The organism is Mesorhizobium sp. WSM4308 (assembly GCF_002294905.1).
In the GTDB taxonomy this organism is placed as follows: Bacteria; Pseudomonadota; Alphaproteobacteria; order Rhizobiales; family Rhizobiaceae; genus Mesorhizobium.
The window spans coordinates 67,144-84,203 of the sequence record NZ_NSFW01000016.1; the positions used below are offsets into that span (position 1 = coordinate 67,144).

The 17,060-nt window shown below is 63.8% G+C and carries 17 protein-coding genes; 10 read left to right on the forward strand and 7 right to left on the reverse strand.

What is annotated here, in order from left to right; translation table 11 throughout:
- Positions 1–37: 37 nt before the first annotated feature.
- Complete coding sequence (locus CK227_RS26665; protein WP_245318268.1) at positions 38–748, reverse strand: hypothetical protein; 711 nt, start codon at positions 746–748, stop codon at positions 38–40.
- A gap of 25 nt (positions 749–773) precedes the next feature.
- On the opposite strand from CK227_RS26665, the gene CK227_RS26670 reads away from it, so the two are divergent.
- Positions 774–1,079 (forward strand): helix-turn-helix transcriptional regulator, encoded by a 306-nt coding sequence (locus CK227_RS26670; protein ID WP_179296527.1) that lies wholly within the window; start codon positions 774–776, stop codon positions 1,077–1,079.
- Between the two features lie 86 nt (positions 1,080–1,165).
- On the opposite strand, the gene CK227_RS26675 is transcribed toward CK227_RS26670, so the two are convergent.
- From CK227_RS26675 to CK227_RS26690, 4 genes are read right to left on the reverse strand one after another with little or no spacing between them, the layout of a single operon-like run.
- Positions 1,166–1,411, reverse strand: a complete 246-nt coding sequence (locus CK227_RS26675; protein ID WP_019859698.1) for a MoaD/ThiS family protein — start codon at positions 1,409–1,411, stop codon at positions 1,166–1,168.
- A 9-nt stretch (positions 1,412–1,420) separates the two neighbouring features.
- Positions 1,421–3,685 (reverse strand): xanthine dehydrogenase family protein molybdopterin-binding subunit, encoded by a 2,265-nt coding sequence (locus tag CK227_RS26680; protein WP_095774954.1) that lies wholly within the window; start codon positions 3,683–3,685, stop codon positions 1,421–1,423.
- Positions 3,686–3,687: 2 nt separating this feature from the next.
- Positions 3,688–4,164, reverse strand: coding sequence for a (2Fe-2S)-binding protein (locus CK227_RS26685; protein WP_095200690.1), 477 nt, complete (start codon positions 4,162–4,164; stop codon positions 3,688–3,690).
- On the reverse strand, positions 4,164–5,024 hold the full coding sequence (locus CK227_RS26690) for a xanthine dehydrogenase family protein subunit M (RefSeq protein WP_010910806.1): 861 nt from the start codon (positions 5,022–5,024) through the stop codon (positions 4,164–4,166). The genes CK227_RS26685 and CK227_RS26690 overlap by 1 nt, the downstream gene beginning before the upstream one ends.
- 296 nt (positions 5,025–5,320) lie before the next feature.
- On the opposite strand from CK227_RS26690, the gene CK227_RS26695 reads away from it, so the two are divergent.
- The 3 genes from CK227_RS26695 (at position 5,321) to CK227_RS26705 (ending at position 7,538) form a co-directional block, all read left to right on the forward strand.
- Positions 5,321–5,764 carry an SRPBCC family protein gene (locus tag CK227_RS26695; protein WP_095774955.1) on the forward strand — a complete coding sequence of 148 codons (444 nt, stop codon included), beginning with the start codon at positions 5,321–5,323 and terminating at the stop codon, positions 5,762–5,764.
- Positions 5,765–5,885: 121 nt separating this feature from the next.
- On the forward strand, positions 5,886–6,341 hold the full coding sequence (locus CK227_RS26700) for a hypothetical protein (RefSeq protein WP_095774956.1): 456 nt from the start codon (positions 5,886–5,888) through the stop codon (positions 6,339–6,341).
- 48 nt (positions 6,342–6,389) lie between these two features.
- Positions 6,390–7,538 carry an amidohydrolase gene (locus CK227_RS26705; RefSeq protein WP_095774957.1) on the forward strand — a complete coding sequence of 383 codons (1,149 nt, stop codon included), beginning with the start codon at positions 6,390–6,392 and terminating at the stop codon, positions 7,536–7,538.
- Between the two features lie 13 nt (positions 7,539–7,551).
- Here CK227_RS26705 and CK227_RS26710 read toward each other — a convergent pair whose 3' ends face one another.
- Positions 7,552–9,516, reverse strand: coding sequence for an EAL domain-containing protein (locus tag CK227_RS26710; RefSeq protein WP_245318281.1), 1,965 nt, complete (start codon positions 9,514–9,516; stop codon positions 7,552–7,554).
- Positions 9,517–9,834: 318 nt separating this feature from the next.
- Here CK227_RS26710 and CK227_RS26715 point away from each other — a divergent pair, with 318 nt between their 5' ends.
- The 3 genes from CK227_RS26715 to CK227_RS26730 all read left to right on the forward strand — a co-directional run bounded on the left by CK227_RS26715 (position 9,835) and on the right by CK227_RS26730 (position 13,444).
- Positions 9,835–10,869 carry a class I SAM-dependent methyltransferase gene (locus CK227_RS26715; protein WP_095774959.1) on the forward strand — a complete coding sequence of 345 codons (1,035 nt, stop codon included), beginning with the start codon at positions 9,835–9,837 and terminating at the stop codon, positions 10,867–10,869.
- 146 nt (positions 10,870–11,015) lie between these two features.
- Positions 11,016–11,993 (forward strand): PfkB family carbohydrate kinase, encoded by a 978-nt coding sequence (locus CK227_RS26725; protein ID WP_245433494.1) that lies wholly within the window; start codon positions 11,016–11,018, stop codon positions 11,991–11,993.
- A gap of 224 nt (positions 11,994–12,217) precedes the next feature.
- Entirely contained in the window at positions 12,218–13,444 is a 1,227-nt protein-coding gene (locus tag CK227_RS26730; protein WP_095774962.1) for an alpha-D-ribose 1-methylphosphonate 5-triphosphate diphosphatase, read from the forward strand.
- Positions 13,445–13,514: 70 nt separating this feature from the next.
- Here the strand turns inward: CK227_RS26730 and CK227_RS26735 are convergent, their stop codons facing one another.
- Entirely contained in the window at positions 13,515–13,715 is a 201-nt protein-coding gene (locus CK227_RS26735) for a hypothetical protein (RefSeq protein WP_095774963.1), read from the reverse strand.
- 552 nt (positions 13,716–14,267) lie between these two features.
- Between CK227_RS26735 and CK227_RS26740 the strand changes: the two genes are divergently transcribed.
- The 3 genes from CK227_RS26740 to CK227_RS26750 are packed head-to-tail and all read left to right on the forward strand — an operon-like array spanning position 14,268 to position 17,013.
- The gene (locus tag CK227_RS26740) at positions 14,268–15,251 is read left to right on the forward strand and encodes a substrate-binding domain-containing protein (RefSeq protein ID WP_095774964.1); all 984 of its coding nucleotides are present in this window, start codon (positions 14,268–14,270) and stop codon (positions 15,249–15,251) included.
- On the forward strand, positions 15,248–16,252 hold the full coding sequence (locus CK227_RS26745) for an ABC transporter permease (protein WP_095774965.1): 1,005 nt from the start codon (positions 15,248–15,250) through the stop codon (positions 16,250–16,252). The genes CK227_RS26740 and CK227_RS26745 overlap by 4 nt, the downstream gene beginning before the upstream one ends.
- Positions 16,249–17,013, forward strand: a complete 765-nt coding sequence (locus CK227_RS26750) for an ATP-binding cassette domain-containing protein (RefSeq protein WP_095774966.1) — start codon at positions 16,249–16,251, stop codon at positions 17,011–17,013. Before CK227_RS26745 ends, CK227_RS26750 begins: the two co-directional genes overlap by 4 nt.
- Positions 17,014–17,060: the final 47 nt, after the last annotated feature.

Here is a 17,060-nt window from a genome sequence, read left to right on the forward strand (position 1 = left end):
TGGAATAGTACGCGGCAGATCGAGGCCTGATAAATACCTAGCTGTGAAGTATTCGCATTTCCCGCCACATAATTGCATCGAGCAATGATGCACGAATTTTTAAGATTCGAGCAAATTCCAAAAATCGCCGTTCCAGTGCCTCGTAGTCTTGGGGCAGCCGATACTTTTGCGGGAACAATCCGATGGCTGTGCCTGCGCGCAGAACATGGACGTCGAGAATAGCGACCTCATCACTGCCGAGCCAGTTCCGCACGATCCAGGATGCGGTCTTTGGACCTATTCCTGGCAACTCCATCAGTTCTCTCCGAAAGATCAGCGGGTCGTCTGTCAGGGGAGGCCGATCGCGAATTGAATTGAGGGCGACGTTGAGCCGACCGGCTCGTTGCCTCGGGTAGCGATATCTCTGCAGGCGTCCGTGGACGGACAGCGGCATGCTCAAAAGGCGTTCAATTTCATCCCGAGATGGCACCGGATCAGCTGCAAAGACCCCGGCGTCATAAAGGTGATCCCAAGCGGCCTGATTGAGTTCCATCTTCACGCCGTATCCACCCAGCAGACAGAAGGCTAGATCCTCGGCCAAGGGCGCGCCTCTCGGGCTTATGTAGTCTTCAGCGTCGTCGCCTTCGAGATCGGCCATCGCCACCCAGAATGCCGGCGTTGGTACCCACCCGCTGAGCCCGTACCTAACGCCGGGCATGATCTCATCATCCGGAGAGAAATGCTTGAATTGCGCTGCTCTGGAAATCATAGCAGGCATCATATATGCAATGCATATGCATAGCAAGAATACTAAACTTCTCAAACATATGGAGAATCGTCGGCACGAGCTCGGCCTGACGCAGGCACAGCTCGGCGCGCGGCTGCACGTCAAGCAAGGCCACATTTCCAAGATTCTTCGCAGCAAGGTGCCAATTTCTGCGAAAATGCTGCCAAAAATTCAAGCTTTCATTGAATCGCCTCTTACGCCGAAGCAGTCAGATCGGGAGCTTGAAGATGACATCCTAGCAGCAATTCGGTCATCCGAGAGCTTTTCGAATTTGATGAGAGCCGCTCTGAAAATGCATAAAAACACGAGCTAGAATATGCATTTTTTGCAGCCGACTATCGGCCCGAACCAAGACATCGAGACCCTTGATGCCAGACAACCGCAGTCGGGCGTTCCCAATCACCCCCCAGCCAACCTCGGCAGCAAAAAAATCTCCGCCCCCTCCGGCAGCTTCTTACTCCACGTATCCCGATAGATCGTCCCGTCGATCGCCACGGCAATCCCGCGATCGATCCATGGCTCGAACCCGGGATACTGTTCAGCCAGTTTCCTGAACAGTTCCCTGATGTCCTTGGCCTCGACCTCGACCTTGCTCTTGCCGCCGGCGAGCTGGCCGAGCGCGCCCCAGAGGGTGACTTCGACCATTCGCCGGACCTACTCTCCCCGTTCCGCCTCGATCGCCGCGAGAATGCGCGGCGGCGACATCGGGATGTGGGTCATGCGCACGCCGGCCGCGTTCGACACCGCGTTGGCGATTGCCGCCAGCGGCGGCACGATCGAGGTTTCGCCGACGCCGCGCACGCCATAGGGGTGGTTGGGGTTGGGGATCTCCAGGATCTGCGTGTCGATCATCGGCAGGTCGGAGCAGACCGGGATGCGGTAGTCGAGGAAGCCGGCGTTCTGCAGCCTTCCGTCCTTGCCGTAAATATACTCCTCATTGAGCGCCCAGCCGATGCCTTGCGCCGCACCGCCCTGGTACTGGCCCTCGACATAGGTCGGGTGCACCGCCTTGCCGGCATCCTGCACCACCGTGTAGCGGATCACCCGGGTCGAGCCGGTCTCGGGGTCGACCTCGATGTCGCATATATGGGTGGCGAAGGAGACGCCGGCGCCGTCGGCGACGAGCTCGCTGTGGCCGGCGATCGGCCCGCCGGTCTTGCCGGATTCGGCCGCGATCTCCTTCAGCGACAGTTTGCCGAGATTGCCGTGCTTCTCGCCCTTGGCGACCGCGTGTCCCTGTTCCCAGACCACGTCGTCGACGGAAATGTCCCACATCTGCGCGGCGCGCTCGCGCAGGATCTTGATCGCGTTGCGGGCGGCCGAGATGGTCGCCATGGAGGAGGAGAAGGTGCCGCGGCTGCCGTCGGTCATGTCGTTGTAGCCGAGGCTCGACGTGTCGGCGACGATGGCCTTGACGTGCTCATAGGCGATGCCGAGCTCCTCCGCCGCCACCAGCGACAGCGAGGCGCGCGACCCACCGACATCCACCGTGCCGACGGCGAGCGACACCGAGCCGTCCATGCCGATGTTGAGGTCGGTGCAGGTCTGGCCGCCGAAATTGAACCAGAAGCCGCAGGCCATGCCCCTGCCCTGGTTTTTCCTGAGCGGCGCCTTCATGTGCGGATGGTTCTTCACCGCTTCCAGCGTCGGGCCGATGCCGATCGGGCCGTAGACCGGGCCGTAGGACGAGCGCGTGCCTTCCTGCGCGGCGTTCTTGATGCGGAAGTCGACCGGGTCCATGCCGAGCTCCTTGGCGAGCTCGTCGACGGCACTTTCCACCGCGAAGGCCGCCATGGGTGCGGAGGGCGCGCGATAGGCCGCGGTCTTGGGCCGGTTGACCAGCACTTCGTAGCCGACCGTCTTGACGTTATCGAGCTTGTAGCAGGCGAACGCCGTCATGGCGCCGATCTCGGCCCAGGAGCCGGCATAGGGGCCGGCGCTGTAGCGCAGCGTCGCTTCGGCGGCCGTGATGGTGCCGTCCTTGCGGGCGCCGATCTTGACGTCGATCGAGGTGGCGCTGGTCGGCCCCGAGGCGCGGAACACCTCGTCGCGGGTCATCACCAGCTTCACCGGCCGTCCGGCCTTGCGCGACAAGGCAAGCGCCACCGGCTCGGCCCAGACATGGGTCTTGCCGCCGAAGCCGCCGCCGATCTCCGACGAGGTGACGCGCAGCTTCGAGGCTTCCATGCCGAGCAGCTGGGCGCAGTGCTGGCGGTAGACGAAATGGCCCTGCGTGCAGACCCACAGGTCGGCGGTGCCGTCGGACGAGACGCTCGCCACGCAGGCATGCGGCTCGATATAGCCCTGGTGCGTCTGCTCGGTCTTGAAGGAGCGCTCGACGATGAAATCGGCCTGGCCGAAACCCTGATGGACATCGCCATGGCCGAACTGGCTGCGCTTGGTGACGTTGGAGGGCTTTGCCGGCTTTTCCTCCAGCCCTTCGGTGAAGATCGTGTCGTTGATCAGCGGGGCGTGGTGCTGCATCGCCTCGTCGACATCGGTGACATGCGGCAGGATCTCGTACTCGACCTCGATCAGCTTCAGCGCCTGCCTGGCCGTGCGGGCATCTATCGCCGCGACCGCCGCCACCGCATGGCCGTCATAGAGCGCCTTGGTGCGCGCCATGCAATTGTCGAGGATGTCGTACATGGCGGCATCGCCGTCGGTGAGGTCGGGCAGGTCTTTCGCCGTGATCACCGCCTTCACGCCGCTCAGCTTTTCCGCCTTCGAAATGTCGATCTTGCGGATAATCGCGTGTGCGTGCGGGCTGCGCAGCACGCGGCCGACCAGCTGGCCGGCCATGTTGAAGTCGGCGCCGTAGCGGGCGCGGCCCGTCACCTTGTCGACGCCGTCGGGGCGGATGGGGCGCGTGCCGACGGATGCGAATTTACGCCCGGAAAAACGCGGATCGAAATTCATCTTCAGGCTCCCTTCATCACATGTGCGGCGTCCTGGACGGCGCGCACGATCTTGTCATAGCCGGTGCAGCGGCAGAGGTTCCCGGCGAGCCCGAAGCGGATCTCCTCCTCGCTCGGGTCGGGGTTTTTGGCGAGCAGGTCCTTGGCTGCGATCAGGAAACCCGGCGTGCAGATGCCGCATTGCAGGGCGGCGTGCTCGAGGAATTTCTGCTGCAGCGTGTGCAGCTGGTCGCCATGCGCCATGCCTTCGACGGTCTCGATGCGCCGGCCTTCCGCCTCGGCGCCGAGCACCAGGCACGAGCAGACCAGCCGGTTGTCGAGGATGATGCTGCAGGCGCCGCAGTCGCCGGTACCGCAGCCTTCCTTGGCGCCGGTCAGGCCGAGCCGGTCGCGCAGCACGTCGAGCAGCGTCTCGTCAGGCTGGCAGAGATATTCTGTTATGTCGCCGTTGATTGTCGTCGAGACTGCAATGCCAGCCATTATTTGCCTCCTGCACGTGCGTAGGCGGTCGTTGCGGCTCTCCTGGCCAGCACACCCGCGACTTTGCGTCTGAATTCGATGGTACCGCGCTTGTCGTCGATCGGGCGGCAGGCGCCGGCGCAGACCTTTGCCAGCCGCTCGAGCGCGGCCTCGTCCAGCTTCCTGCCGATAAGCGCCTCGGCGGCCTCTTCGACCAGCAGCACCGTCGGTGCCGCCGCGCCCAGCGCCACGCGGGCCGCCGTGACGACGCCATGCTCGTCGATCGTCAGGTTCACCCCGGCGCTGACCACGGCAATGTCCATCTCGGTGCGCGGAATGAAGCGCAGATAGGCATCGCCCGAACGCGGCGAGCGCTTGTCGAGCAGGATCGCCTCGATGATCTCGCCCTTGGCGAGCGAGGTCTTGCCCGGCCCGGTCGGCACGGCCTCGACGGCAATGGTGCGCTTGCCCGAAGGCCCGGCGATCACCGCTTTGGCACCCGCGGCCACCAGCGCCGGCACGCTGTCGGCGGCCGGCGAGGCATTGCAGAGATTGCCCGTGATGGTGCAGCGTCCCTGCACCTGCTTCGAACCGATCAGCTTGGCCGCCTCGACGACGCCGGGCCATGCCTTTTTCAGGGCGGCATTCTCGCCCAGCACGGCGCAGGGAACGGCGGCACCGATGCTGAAGCCGTCCGCGGTTTCGCGGATGTCGCTCAAGCCGGCGATCGACTTGATGTCGACGATCAGGTCGGGCTCGACAAAGCCCCCCTTCATTCTCACCAGCAGGTCGCTGCCTCCGGCCAGAATGGCTGCCGTGCCAGCCGATCCGGCCAATTGGCCGACGGCATCTTCGATTGAAAGCGGACGTATGTAGCGCATCGTCTCCCCTTGGATATCGCGATTTCAGCGACCGTTATAAACACTCTCCTCATAATGGCTATCGGGTTCGTCGTTTGCGACGATTGGTCCAGCCGCCGCAAAATCGAGTCCCAAATCAGGCTGAATTGGCCTACGCCAGTGCATGTCGTCCAAAAGCGTGCAGCGGTTTTGCGACAACGACATGCAGAGATAGGCTGGGTCCGCGACCGGTTCTCGAAAATTTGCGAGCTCGTGTCGGATCGGTCAAGCCCCGTTCGTCCTTGGGACATCGAACAGGCATCATGAAAGGACAGGATATGCCCGGCACCGTACGTTTGCACCGCGTTCTCACCACCAGCCCCGAAAAGGTCTATCGCGCCTTCATCGAATCCGACGCGCTGGCGAAGTGGCTTCCGCCGAACGGCTTCACCTGCACGGTCCATCAGTTCGAGGCCAAGGTCGGCGGCACGTTCAAGATGTCCTTCCGCAACTTCACCACGGGCGGCAGCCACGCCTTTGGCGGCGAGTATCTCGAACTCGTTCCCGGCGAGCGCCTGCGCTACACCGACAGGTTCGACGACCCCAACCTGCCCGGCGAGATCCAGGTCACCGTGATCCTGAAAAAAGTCTCGGTCGGCACCGAAATCGACATCACCCAGGCCGGCATCCCCGACGTCATCCCGGTCGAGGCCTGCTATCTCGGCTGGCAGGAATCGCTGCGGAACCTGGCAAAGCTGGTCGAGCCCGAGATCAATCAGTAAGGCAGCTCCAGAAAGCGCTGCGCCGCCGCCGATGACATGCCCATCGGCGGCGGTTGCGCGTCGAGGCCTTGACCACGCGATCGCCTGCGTGAAATCCTCCGGGCCAAAGGGAGGATTTTCCATGCGACATCTGCTGCTCGTGCTGTCCGCCCTGCTGCTGGCCACTTCCGCCGAAGCCAGAACCATCTACTACGGCAACAAGGTGGGAATGGAACTCACCATCGTCAAAAGGTCAGGCATCGGCTCCGAGCACGCCAGCATCCTGGCCAAGCACGACAGGCACAAGGCCGGTGTCTACTGCCGCGAATACGGCCACGACTTCTCCAAGGAGTGCATTGACGCCGAAATGAAGTCGCCGCTGCACTTCGAGATCACGGCCAACTGCAAGACCGGCAAATTCACCACCTTCTATGGCGCCAACATGCTGTTCCAGGGCCGCAACAAGGGCACTGAGGTGACGACGGACTACCTGATCACATCGATCGATGACAATGTGGTGCTCGATGGCTCCGGCGCCTCGTCATACGATGTCACGCTGGACCAGTTCAAAGCGCTCTGCCCCAATCGCGTACGCTAGCGGCGTTTGCGACACTGTGCCGATCGGAACAAACGGAGGCGCAAACGCATGGCCCTGACCAACCGGGATATCGTCGAGCTGACCGAATGGCGGCGCAAGCTGCACCGGCAGCCGGAAATCTCCAATGAGGAGGAGAAGACGGCGAAAGAAGTCGTCTCCTTCCTCGCCGACACCGGGCCGGACAAGGTGCTGACCGGCCTCGGCGGGCACGGCGTGGCGGCGGTCTATGACAGCGGCAAGGCCGGGCCGACCGTGCTGTTCCGCTCCGAACTCGACGCGCTGCCGATCGAGGAGCTGTCCGGCGTGCCGCATGCCTCGCAAGTGCCCGGCAAGTCGCATATGTGCGGCCATGACGGGCACACGGCGATCCTGGCCGCCCTTGGCCGGCAGCTGGGGCGCGAGCGGCCGGCCAGCGGCCGCGTCGTGCTGATGTTCCAGCCGGCGGAAGAGACCGGCAATGGTGCTGCCGGCGTCGTCGCCGATCCGCGCTACGGCGAGATCGCGCCGGATTTCGCCTTCTCGCTGCACAATCTGCCCGGCGTGCCGTTCGGCGAGGTCAGGCTCAAGCCCGGCGTGGTCAACTGCGCCTCGCGCGGCATGCGCATCGTGCTCGAGGGCAAGACCGCGCATTCCTCCATGCCCGAGACCGGCATTTCGCCGATGCCGGCGATCTCGGAGCTGATGCCGGCGCTGCCCGCGCTCGGCCGCGCCACCTTCGCCGACGACGAGTTCTCCATGGTCACCGTCACCCATGCCGCGATGGGCGAAGCCGTGTTCGGCATCGCGCCCGCCCATGCCGAGGTCTGGGCGACGCTGCGCACCCGCCGCGACGAGCGCATGGCGGACCTGTGCGCCGGAGCGCAAGCCCTGGTGACCGAGATCGCGGCCCGCCATCGCCTCTCCGCCCGCTGGGATTACCACGAGATCTTCGTCGCCAGCGTCAACGCGCCGGATGCGGTGGAGCACCTGCAACGCGCGCTCGACGAAGAAGGCGTCGTGCACGGGCAAGAGGCCCTGCCGATGCGCGCCTCGGAGGATTTCGGCCTGTTCGGCCGCAGTGCCAGATCGGCGATGTTCTTCCTCGGCGCCGGCGAACGGCACCCTTCCCTGCACAATCCGGATTATGATTTTCCCGACGACCTGATCCCGATCGGCTCGAGGATCTTCATGCGCACGGCGCGCAATCTGCTGGGGTGAGCGCGCGCGCCGGTTAGGCGGACCTGAGGAACGGGCGCTTCTGGACGCCCCGCTTTGCCTGGAAACTCGCGGCGGGAACCGGACGGCCGACGCGGAAGCCCTGGATCTTGTCGATGCCGAACTCGCGCATCAGCGCGATCTGCTCGTCGGTTTCCACGCCTTCGACCAGGATCTGGTGGCCGCGATTGCGCACCAGCGCGATGATGTCCTGCAGCATGGCCATGCCCTTCGGGGTGCCGCAGTCGTGCAGGAACGAGCGGTCGATCTTCACCGTATCGAAATCGATCAGACGCAGCCACGAAAGACCGGCGAAGCCGGTGCCGAAATCGTCGAGCCAGATCTTGATGCCGAGCAGCTTCAGGTCGCTGATGCAGCGCAGGATGTCCGAATGCATCTCCATCTCGAGCCCTTCGGTGATCTCGAAGGCCAGCCTGTTGCCGGTCACGCCCGTCTCGCCCAGAATGGTCGCGACGGACGCGGCGAAGCCAGGCGTCTTGAGCTGGATCGGCGAGACGTTGACACTGACGAGAGGGACGTGATCGTCCGCCAGCAGCTCGGCGCACACCGTCCGTATGGCCCAGCGGCCGAGTTCCAGGATCGCGCCGGTGCGTTCCGCCACGGGAATGAACAGGCTCGGCGGAACCAGGGTTCCGTCCAGCATCTTGAGACGCATCAGCGCCTCCACCGCTTCCACGCGGCCCGACACGACATCCTGGATGGGCTGGTAGACGAGTGAAACGAGGCCCTGGCCGATCGCGATCTTCAGCAACGCCGCGAGGTTCTCGCTCTCGTCGCTGCTCTGCGGATCGGTCGGGTCGAACAGCCTGGCGCAATTGCGGCCGCTGGCCTTTGCCAGATAGAGCGCGCGGTCCGCCTCGTGGATGATCTTCTCCAGCTTGGCGCCGGCCTGCACCCTGGTGAAGGCAGCGCCAACGCTCGCCGTCACGATCGAAATGCCGTCGCGCCTGAGCTCATGGGTGATCGCCAGGGTCTCCACCGTGCGGCAAATGGCTTCCGCCAGTTCCGCAACCTGGTCCTTCTTGTCCATGCGCGCGAGCACGATGAATTCCTCGCCGCCATAACGCCCGATCGAGCCATTGTAGTTCTTGATCAGGTCGCTCAGCGCGTTGGCGACATGGATCAGGCAGCGGTCGCCTTCCTGGTGGCCGTAGCAATCATTGAACTTCTTGAAGAAGTCGACATCGATGAGGATGGCCGCGAAGCCGTTGCCAAGCTTTTGCCAGTCGCTCCAGTAATCGCGCAGCTTCTCGTCGATCGCGCGCCGGTTTTCCAGGCCGGTGAGCGGATCCGTCCGCGACAGTCTGAGCAGGGCCTTGCCGCGTTCGGTGGCCTCCTTGTGCTGGATCTTGGCTTCCAGCGCGTTCAGGAAGACGTTGTAGCGCTCCTCATTCAGCTTCCAGTTCACATAGGAGGTGAAGGTGAAGCACGAAACGTAGAACGTCCCGAACACCATCTTGTATGTCAGCGAGGCGGGCAGGAAATAGTTCACCACGTACAGGATGCACAATATGATCGTCGACGTTATGATCGACACCTTGAAGCTGAACGTGAAAAATAGATTGGCACTCATCATGAAAATGGTGCCGAACACCATGTAGTAGGCGACGGTTTCCTTGTTGGCGCCCAGGGATGCCGGGAACAACCAGCCGACATAGCCGAAGATGATCGCCGCGGCGCAGGTCACGTCGAGCCACTCCGTCGCCACGCCCCGGCGAAGCTGTGTTTCCAGGGTCAGCAGAGCGGTCAATCCGACCGCGAAGCGCGCCGTGATCGTGTAGGCCGCCACGTCGGGTATCAGCAGCAGGTCCGACACCGAAAACAGCACATAGATGACGACGGCGATCCAGAGCCCAGGCCTGGCATCTTTCCTTCGCTTCGCCAGGGCTTCGGCGCGGTAAAGGATGCGCAGTTCCGCCACCCCCAGTTCCTGGCGCGGATCATACGGTTCCACATCCACCGTATCGGCCGATCTGGACGACGCGCGTTCGCTCACAAATCCCCGGGTTGGGGGATTTTGCGCTCCGAACTCTCTTCCAGCTTCTGCCCCCACGCAGGACGACTCCTTGGGACGCGACACGATCGCCACGCGGTAAAATGCGATGGCGCCAGACAAGTTTGCGTTAACTCGGACCCAGAATCTTATCCGCAATATCGCTAATAAACTGAGATGGTTAGCGGGAAATTAATCATAACAATAAAATGCGCCCGAAGCGCCGTTGGCAAATGGAGCATTCTACGCAATAAGTTAACTGACTGTTAACCAAGGAGTCCTGGTGTGCAAACCGTGTTCGATGGGCAAAGCCTGATTACCGCAGAGATTATCGCCGGCAGCCTGCCCCGGGGTAAGCTCGAGCATCACGGCGAAGAGTTCGAAACCGCACGTGCGGAACTGGCGCTCATCCTCCACGCCACACAGCAGCAGATCGAGCAGCAGAAATATCCCGCCGAGATCGTACGCCGGCTTCTGTCGCTGCTCAGCGCGCTGCGGGCCAAGGTGCATCCCGACGTCTGGCAGGCCTTGATACCGGTGGCCCAGAACCACCCGATCCTGAAGTATTTTCTGGAGGATCCGCTGACGAACTGGTCCTTCACCAAGCCCAGGGGCTATTCCGGCGACGCGCAGCTGCTCGACTACATCTATTGCGACCCGCATGTTGCCGAGAGTGTGGCCAACGCGTCGGAGATTGGCAAGGCGCTCTACAGCCATACCCAGAACGTTCCGTCATGCGTGGCAGCACGCGAACGGCGCGATCTCCTGACCCGCTATGTCGACGAGGCGGCGGCCAAGAACGGACCCGAAACCGAGGTTCTGGCCATCGCCGCCGGCCATCTGCGCGAGGCCAATCGCTCCGTCGCTCTGGCCGAGGGCCGTCTCAAGCGCTGGGTCGCGCTCGACCAGGATCCGCAGAGCGTGGGGCTGATCGCACGCGACTTCCAGGGCACCGCGGTCGAGGCCGTCGACGGCTCGGTGCGGACCGTGCTGACGCGGGGCCACAAGCTCGGCAAGTTCGACCTCATCTACGCCTCGGGCCTCTACGATTACCTCCAGCACAATGTCGCCGTGAAACTCACCAAGACCTGCCTGCAGATGCTGAAGCCGAACGGCACATTCCTGTTCGCCAACTACGCCGAGGGCACCCCTGACGCCGGCTACCGCGAAACCTTCATGGACTGGGTGCTGCTGCTGCGCTCGGAGGTCGACATGTGGAACATCGTCAACGCCAGCGTCGACCGCAACGCGGTAGAGGCCAAGGTGTTCTTCGGCGAGAACCGCAACGTGCTTTACGCCGTGATTGAGAAGCGCGGGTAAGCAGGCGGCGCGGGCATCCGGGAATGCCTGCGTGAATTGTTGGCTGTGTTTGGCTGAGAGGCGACCTTCGCCTCCTGGCCGCTTTCCGCCTCATCGCGGTTCTGGGAAGCCCTGAGCGGTTCGTCGGGCAGGCGCAAGGCCATGGCGTGGACGGTGTCTCCGTCCGTGCCGACGCCGGAACGCTTGACGAAGACGCGCTTGTCGACGGTGACGCCGACCCCGGTCATAGTGCGCCAAGAGCATGCCCGTGCGGCCTCATCGCCGATGCACTGGCGCCAGGCCTGGCGACCGAAGACCGAACGCAGGGGATCATGGGCACAGTCATCGTTGTCGGCCACGTCAATCACGACCAGGTCTGGTCGCTGTCTTCGCCCCTCGCCTCGGGCGCGCGCCTCACCTATTCCGATCGTGTTGTCAGGCTTGGCGGCGGCGGCTTCCACACCGGCACCCGGCTGGCGAAGCTCGGCAATGATGTCCGGCTGATCAGCAATCTGATGGACGACGGCCATGGCCGGGCAGCACTCGCCGAATTGCGGGCGAGCGGCATCGACACCGGCTACGTCACCATGTGGGCCGGCGAAACCCGGTTCACCGAAATCCTGCTCGAGCCGAACGGCGAGCGCACCATTTTGAACACCAGCGGCCAGCTGCGCCCTCTCTTCGCCGCACCGGAGCCTGTCAGTGGCGACGCCGCCTATCTCAACGCCCTGGTGCTCGACGACGGTCTTGTCGCCTCGCTGCGGACGATCCCGCTGGTGGTCTCGCAGTTTCCGCTGCGCAGCACCTCGCACCGCCCGGCCGACATCGTCATCGGATCGCGCGCCGACTTTCCCGGCGAGAACACGCACGCGATCTGGGAGCGGGCATCAAGGATTGCCGGGCCTCGCCTGAGGACGCTGGTGCTGACCGATGGAATGCTGCCGATCTCGCTCTATGACGGCGAGGCGCTCAATCACGTCACGCCGCTGAAGCAGGTCTCCGTGCCCGACACGATCGGCGCCGGCGACTGCTTTGCGGGGATCTTCCTGCACGGCCTGCTGCAAGGGCTGACCCTTGAGCTTTCCGCCGAACAGGCCAGCCGGCAAACCGCCGAATGGCTGTCGGAACGATCACGTACCGGCTGAATTAGTGGCTCCGGCAAGGCCGGCTTTCATGAAAATGTCATAAAAATCAAATGGAAACCGGCATTCGAGTGAACTAGAAAACATGTCCTGGAGAGATCGTGATCGAGGCGTCGGCAAGCCGGCGCATCGTCGCCATGATCGGCGTCTTCATCATCCCAACGATGTCGCCGACCTTGTCGCCCGCGCAATCCACCTTGAAATCGCTGCCTTGCAAGAGACATGACATGTGGCTGAGTGAATTCGAAATTGTCCTGCGCGACCGCGTCATCCCCAACGGCGCCGTCAGGATCGAGAACGGCCGGATCGCCGAGATTCGCGAGAAGCCTGTCGGGCACGCCGACATCGAGGGCGGCGGCCGCCTGCTGCTGCCCGGCTTCATCGACATGCATGGCGACATGGTGGAGAGGGAAGTCGAGCCGCGCATCGGCGTGCATGTGCCGATGCGGATCGGCATTGCCGAGCTCGACAAGAAGCTCGCCTCCTGCGGCATCACCACCGCCTATGCCGCGCTCTCCTTCATCGGCGCCAGCGTCACCAGCGGCGTGCTGCGCTCGGAAGACCATACGACAGAAATCATCGGCACCATTGCCGGGTTGAAGGACCATCTGTTGGTCGACCACCGCATCCATGCCCGCTTCGAAGTGACCTTCACCCCGGCGCTTCCCACGCTGCGGAAGCTGATGGACGCCGGCAGGCTGCACCTGATCTCGCTGATGGACCACACGCCCGGACAGGGTCAATACCGCGACGTCGAGCTCTACATTGCCCGCATCGCCAAGGAGCGCGGCATGTCGGTTGCCGCGGCCTCCGAGGTCGTCGGCAAGCGCATGGCGGGCCGCGAAGGGCAAGGCGATGTGCTGAACGCCCTGCAGGACCTGTCGGCGCGAGCCCGGGCCGCCGGCATCGTGCTCGCCTCGCATGACGACGACACGCTGGAAAAGGTCGAACTGGTGCATGGCCTGGGCGCCGCGCTCAGCGAATTCCCGGTGACCCTGGAAGCGGCGCAGGAGGCCCGCAGGCTCGGCATGCATACCGCCATGGGGGCGCCCAACGCGCTGCGCGGCGAGTCCTATTCCGGCAATCTTTCCGCCCGGCAGGCCTATGAGGCCGGCTTGCTCGACATGCTGGCCAGCGACTACCATCCGGCGTCCATCCTGCCGGCCGTGCTCGGCCTGGCGGAGCTGCGAGGCAATGGCCTCGCGGCGGCGGCGGCGCTGACAAGCGCCAACCCGGCCAACGCCCTGGGGCTCACCGATCGCGGCGCCATCGAGCCCGGCCTTCTGGCCGATTTCGTGGTGGCCGACCGCCATCCCGTGCCACGCGTCCGCGCCACCTTCCGCGCCGGCCGCATGATCTACGGTGATGGCACGCTTGCACCAGCGGGCAAGGCAGAACGCGTTGGCCCGGTCGCGGCTGAACGGCTACCTGCTGCCGCCCGGGAAAGCGCGTAGCGCTTTCCCGGGGAATTGCATCAAAACAAGGTTGGAGCAGTTCGCAGTTTCCGGGAAACGGTGAACTGCTCTAAACGTCGAGCACGACCGTCATGCCGCGCACCTCGGCCATTTCCAGCAGCATGTCCTGCAAGGTTTCGATGGTGTGCGCCGCGCCGGTCAATGCCAGCAACTCGGTGATACTCTCTCTCATCGAAATGACCGCGACTCCGGTCTTCTCGGAAAGCAGCCGTCCGATGGCTGTGCGGATCATGGCATTGTGGTCAGGCATGATTCCCCCCTTTCATGCTGGATGACGGTAAAAGCCTTCTCAAACGGCATGCTTTTCCACAACTTCTGCGAGCTTTAGCTTACGCTTGCAAGCCGTTTTGGTATGTCTGATCTCCAGTATTTTTCTGACAGTTGCTCGGCGGCGACAGCGACGGCAGCACCCATGGATTGCCGCTTGGCGGCAAACGGGCCGGCGGCGGTGCCGACAGAGCCTGGTGAGAGCCCCGCCCCTGCCGAGCCGGCAATTCCGGAAATCTGTCGAAAGCGGCCCAACGAGCCAAAACCGCTTCGCACCATTTTAAATCTTGACGCGTGTCAATTTTTTATCAAACATGCGCAAATGCTGATGGGGCTAGGTCAGCGCTCTGGGAGGAGAAATGCCTGGCATGGAAAAGGTCCCGACCGGGTCCGTCGTCCGCGAGACGTTTGGCGTTCGCCGGGCCGCGGGCCGCGCGGCGTTGCCGATGCAAGCATGGCTCTCGCAGCACCGGCCACGGACGTTCGTGGGCTTGCCGACAAGACACATCCAACAATCAAGAAGCGGAGGAAAAAAATGCGCATCTTCAACGGCCTGACGCTTGGCGCGGGCCTGCTGGCAACCATTGTCTCGGCCCACGCCGAGGACGCGGCCAAGGTCGCGGCCATCGTCAAGGGCCTCGACAACCCCTTCTTCCAGACCATGCAGAAGGGCATCGAGGAGCAAGGCAAAGCCAGTGGCGTCAATGTCAGCGTCCAGGCCGCCGCCAATATGGGCGACGCCACCGGCCAGGCCGACCGTCTGACCGCCATGGCCATGCAGGACTTCGATTGCTACCTGGTCAACCCGATCAGCGTCTCCAACCTCGTCCAGGCGCTGGTGCCGGTCGCCCAGAAGAAGAAGCCGATCGTCAACATCGATTCGACCATCGACCCCGAACAGGCCAAGGCGGCCGGCTTTGCCGTCTCGACCTATATCGGCACCGACAATGTCGCCGCCGGCGCGCTGGCCGGCGAGGAAATGCTGAAGCTGGTGCCGAAGGGCTCCAAGGTGGCGCTGATCGCCGGCATCGTCGGCGATGTCGGCTCCAATGCCCGCATCAAAGGCTTCAAGCAGGCCGTCGAAGGCAAGCTCGAGGTGGCGGTGATGGTGAGCGCCGACTGGGATCGTGAGAAGGCGTTGACCGCCGCCACCGACATCCTCGCGGCGCACCCCGATCTCGCCGGCTTCTTCGCCGCCAACGACATCATGGCGCTCGGCGTCGAACGCGCCGTGCAGACCTCGGGCAAGGACGTCAAGGTGATCGGCCTCGACGGCATCGTCGACGCGCTGAAATCGATCGCGGCAGGCGAACTCACGGCCACCGTCGCCCAATATCCCTATGTCGTCGGCGCCATGGGTGTCGAAGCCTGTGCGTTGGCCGCCAAGGGCAAGGAACTGCCCGCCAACGTGCCCGCACCCGTGCTCCTGATCAACAAGGACAATGCCGACGCCTCGCTGAAGAACTTTCCGCGTCCCGGCGGCGATTATCCCGATCCCTTCCGCGAGATGCTGAAGTGAGCAATCCCACGGACAACGCGCCCGTCGCCCATTCGGCGGGCGCGGCGGAGGAGAGCCGCCCCTCCCTGTCGGCTCTCCTCCTGGATCCTTCCTTCTGGGCCGACTGGGCATCCGTCGTCGGCCTGGTCGGTCTCGTCATCGTCTTCGGCATCGCCCAGCCGGTCTTTCTCAGCGTCGCCAATCTGCAGGCGCTGCTGCTGGCGGCGGCTATCCTGGTCGTGTTGTCGATCGGCCAGACCTTCGTCGTCACGACGTCAGGCATCGACCTGTCGCTGGCGGCGGCCGTCATGCTTGGCGCCATCATCCTCGGTCTCCTCAACGCGGCCGGCTACGGCATCTTCATCGCCTGCGTGCTCGCGGTGCTCGCCACCAGCGCCATCGGCTTCCTCAACGGCCTCATCATCACCGCAGGCAAGATCCCCGATTTCGTGGTGACGCTCGGCACGCTGTCGGGCATCACCGGGCTTGGCCTGATCCTGTCGGGCGGCGAACCGACCATGGTCGGCTCGACCTTCCTGCTGAAACTCGCTTCGGGCTCGTTCGGACCGTTCGGCTATCCGGTCTGGGTAGCGATCGCGGCCGTCATTGTGGCGCATATCACGCTCTACCACACGCGCTTCGGCGTCCATCTCTTGGCGACCGGCGGCCAGGTCGAAAGCGCCGGCGCGCTCGGCATCCGCACCAACCGTGTCAAGATCGCCGCCTACACCATCTCCGGCTTCTGCGCCGGCATCGCAGCCATTCTTCTGGTTGCCCGCATCGGCTCGGCCGAGCCGCAGATCAACACCAGCCTGCTCCTGAATTCGGTGGCAGCGGTGGTTCTGGGCGGCGTCAGCCTGTTCGGCGGCCGCGCCAGCATATTGGGCCCGGCCATCGGCGCGCTGATGCTCACCGCGCTGGTCAACGGGCTGACGCTGCTCAACGTCTCGGCCTTCTACCAACCGCTTGCCGTGGGCGCCATCGTGGTCCTGGCAGCGCTGATCATGCGGTACCAGAAATGAGCGCCGTCAGCCCCTCCTCCGCCTCGGACGCGATCATCGCCTGCAATGGCCTGAGCAAGCATTTCGGCGGCGTGCGCGCCTTCACCGATGTCGCCTTCCAGGCGCGCCGCGGCGAAGTCACCGCCGTCATCGGCGACAATGGCGCCGGCAAATCGACGCTGATCCGCTGCCTGGTCGGGGTGCATGTGCCGGATGCCGGCTCGATCGTCTTCGATGGCCGCGAACATCCCTTCTCCAACCCGGACGGGGCACGCAAGGCCGGCATCGAGACCGTGCACCAGAACCTGGCGCTGATCGACGAACTGACGGTGGCACAGAACCTGTTCCTCAACCGCGAGCTCGTGCGCCGCATCGGCCCCTTCGCTTTCCTCGACCGCAAGGCGATGAAACGCGAGGCGCGCTCGATGCTGTCGCGCCTGTCGATCAACGTGCCGTCGATCAACCAGCGTGTGCGCCGCCTGTCTGGCGGCCAGCGGCAGGCGATCTCGATCTGCCGCGCCGTCGGCTCCGGCGCCAAGCTGGTGGTGATGGACGAACCGACGGCAGCGCTTGGCGTGCAGGAGACCGCCAATGTCGAGGCGTTGATCCGCCGCCTGCGTGAACAGTCGGTCTCGGTCATCCTGGTCAGCCACAATTTCGATCAGGTGCGGCGCCTGTCCGACCAGATCTGGGTGATGCGGGCGGGAAAGATGGCAGCGACGGTGCGTGCCTCCGAGACGTCAGGCAATGAATTGGTCGCGCTGGTCACCGGCGCGGTGTGATCGCCCAACCGTGAAATCGATCGTTGGCCGCCTCGGCCGCAAATGAA